Genomic DNA, 2,639 nt, shown 5'->3' on the forward strand with positions numbered 1-2,639 from the left:
GAATTCTAATTCCCCACCATCGGCAATACTTGTTCGTTATACGCTATTTTTACATTCATGAAATTTGGAGTTATCATATTTGTCTTTTCCCTTTTCAGTTGTGTTTCTAAGGAGGCCAATAACAAAGAAGTACAAAAAGATGCGTCTAAACTTACTGAACGTCCTAAATTTCATCCCACTTATACGGACGAGTTGGAGGACACAGTTCGGACATTGGATTTGAGCTATGTAGCTTGGGCTTGTCAATGCGCAAATTGGATAAAGGCAAGTGAACATGAACAATATCAAGAAAGTGGAGGACTTGCAGAAAGGTCAATGTTCGTTGAGCCAGCCGACAGCACCTTGACCTTAGCGGATACAATCGGTTATACTGGTGATGTTATTCGCTTTACGGGACAATTTTATAAAGAAAAAGGTTATCCTAAGAATTACCCTGTAACTGAAATGAACCCTGAAAAGGCAAAAGTATTTCGCTATACGAAATATAAAATCCTAAGTAGTGGCTATGTGAATTTCAGAGAAAAATGACGAAGTGGCCTATTGAAGGCGTATAACACAAGCTTTGTAAAATAGCAGCTGAGGCGCTACATTTAATCCATATTACTTAAATCAACTGTAGGAAGTAAATGAAGCTGCGGCATTACAATCGCCGCTAATTCACAAAGCCCCTCTCCGTTGGCTGCTACTTTAACCATGACACAATCTACAGACCTTTATTTAGAAATTACTGACGCCGGCGACATCATCCGAATTGAGCCTATTAACTTGATAAACCCAAACACCGATTTAGATTGGGATAGAAACTGGATTAAGACACAAGTCACAGTAAAGGGTGGAGCTTTTAGCGGACAATTCGTAGCTGAATTTATGACCACTGACTTTGAAATATTTAAGCAACAACTAAAACAGCTTGACACGAATTTTAGCGGTAGTGCAAAGTTCGAGCCTTTAGAAAGTCAGTTAGTCTTGACAATTAAAGGTGACGGCCTTGGACATTTTGAACTCTATTGCGAGGCGACACCAGAACCTCATTTAGGACAGACGTTATCCTTTTCAATTAGCTTCGATCAGACACAAACAAAAGAATATGTTAGACAGTTAGATAAGATTACAAAAAGGTTTCCAATTGACGGTGATTTTAACATAAAAAACGAATAAAGAAGCAGCCAACATCGCATAGGCCATATGGCGGGCCAACGAATAAATCCTGGTCGACATTAACACAGATGAACTCCAGTTCCAACTTTTCGGATCACGGATCAGCTTTTTGGAATATAATTTCAGCTCTATATCTTTACCCGGCTGACGATCCAGCAAGACGAAACACGGAATGCAGCCACATCGCCAATGCGCGGATGTTATAGGCCAGCCAGGTTCCCACGGCGTAAACTTACATCCAAGAAATTGCCTGTATTCTCAACTTTAATTGAGCAGAGCAGCGTACAAATATCGATGACTAACAGCTCGACCAAACGATGAAATCTGTCAAAAACAATAAGAGACTTTCACACACAATAATTATAGAACTATTGTGCGAATTTGTCAATGTCGTGTATGGTAACGCGTGTGGCAAAATTGGACTTAGCATTATTTTGCTTATAATAGCGTTGGTGTGTCTCTTCTCTCCTGTTGTAGGATTAGATAATAAACCGATAAACAAGCATTTTTCCTTTTATATAACAGGTGGAGTACTAATCATTATTAGTTTTTATCTAATTGTCAGACGATGGAAAGGGCTTAAAAAGAAAAGCAAATTTTAACTGCTAAACCAAATCAATGAGCCACGTAGAAAAGCCCATCCCACACAATTCAGAAACATCAATATTAAATAATAATACAAGCTCAGGCCATTGGAATGAGTAAAACGAAAATAAGGACACTCAACCAGATTCATAAATTGTACAGTTTATCGGTGAAACTGCCGGCCTATAACATCGCATTTGTGCTATTGGGGCAGAAGAACATCACGAATCAGCATTTGTAATTCTATTCACTTCAGCATTTAAACAGTGGACACACTAAAGTTTACGGCCAAGCAAACATTTGGAATTCATTCCCCAACAGCACAAATGCTTCAACGTTAGCGGTCAGGCTAAAAGACGACCAAGACAATGAAATGTGAAAGTTGTAAAAAAAGAGAAATTGAAGTTGAAGAACTTGCGGGCGAAGGACAAAATTCCTTTCGTTTGTGCCTGCCTTGTCACGAAAGGCTATTAAATAAAGCGTTAAGACCCTTGGAGTTTTTCAACTTAACAGCAATTCACGGACACGTCTACTATTTACACGACGACTTTTACGATTATGACACAGGAAAAGCAACTCAACCAGACATTGCAGTTGTCGAAGCTGAAATTTTCCCATTTCCCAAATTTGAACATATCAAAAGTGACTTAAACAGACTAATTGACTTTTCATTCGTTCACTATTTCACAGACGATTTTGTTATTAACGAACTTCAAATATTTGATAAAATAGAAGTTCTTAAAAGAATTAAAGAAAAGGTAGGTTATAACCGTGCTATCAATTACAAAGCCTATGAAATTGCTGGAAATGTAATTGGCAGGACAGCAGAAGAATGGATAAAGAAAGAATGGGCTACAAGGCGAGAAAATGAACTTCAAATATTTGCAGAATCAATT

At 38.2% G+C, this 2,639-nt stretch carries 3 protein-coding genes; all 3 read left to right on the forward strand.

The window, feature by feature from the left end; all coding sequences use genetic code 11:
• The first annotated feature begins 57 nt into the window (after positions 1 to 57).
• A complete protein-coding gene (locus tag OI18_RS23320) occupies positions 58 to 528 on the forward strand; it encodes a hypothetical protein (RefSeq protein WP_039144735.1) in 471 nt (156 codons plus the stop codon).
• 165 nt (positions 529 to 693) lie between these two features.
• Entirely contained in the window at positions 694 to 1,158 is a 465-nt protein-coding gene (locus OI18_RS23325) for a WapI family immunity protein (RefSeq protein ID WP_052273527.1), read from the forward strand.
• Between the two features lie 953 nt (positions 1,159 to 2,111).
• Positions 2,112 to 2,639 (forward strand): hypothetical protein (locus OI18_RS23330; RefSeq protein WP_039144737.1); only part of this gene is annotated, 528 nt, incomplete at its 3' end.

Source organism: Flavihumibacter solisilvae, from assembly GCF_000814475.1.
GTDB lineage: Bacteria > Bacteroidota > Bacteroidia > Chitinophagales > Chitinophagaceae > Flavihumibacter > Flavihumibacter solisilvae.

Coding starts and splice junctions, on each gene's coding strand:
- OI18_RS23320 (WP_039144735.1), top strand. CDS start 58: ATGAAATTTGGAGTTATCATATTTGTCTTTTCCCTTTTCAGTTGTGTT.
- OI18_RS23325 (WP_052273527.1), top strand. CDS start 694: ATGACACAATCTACAGACCTTTATTTAGAAATTACTGACGCCGGCGAC.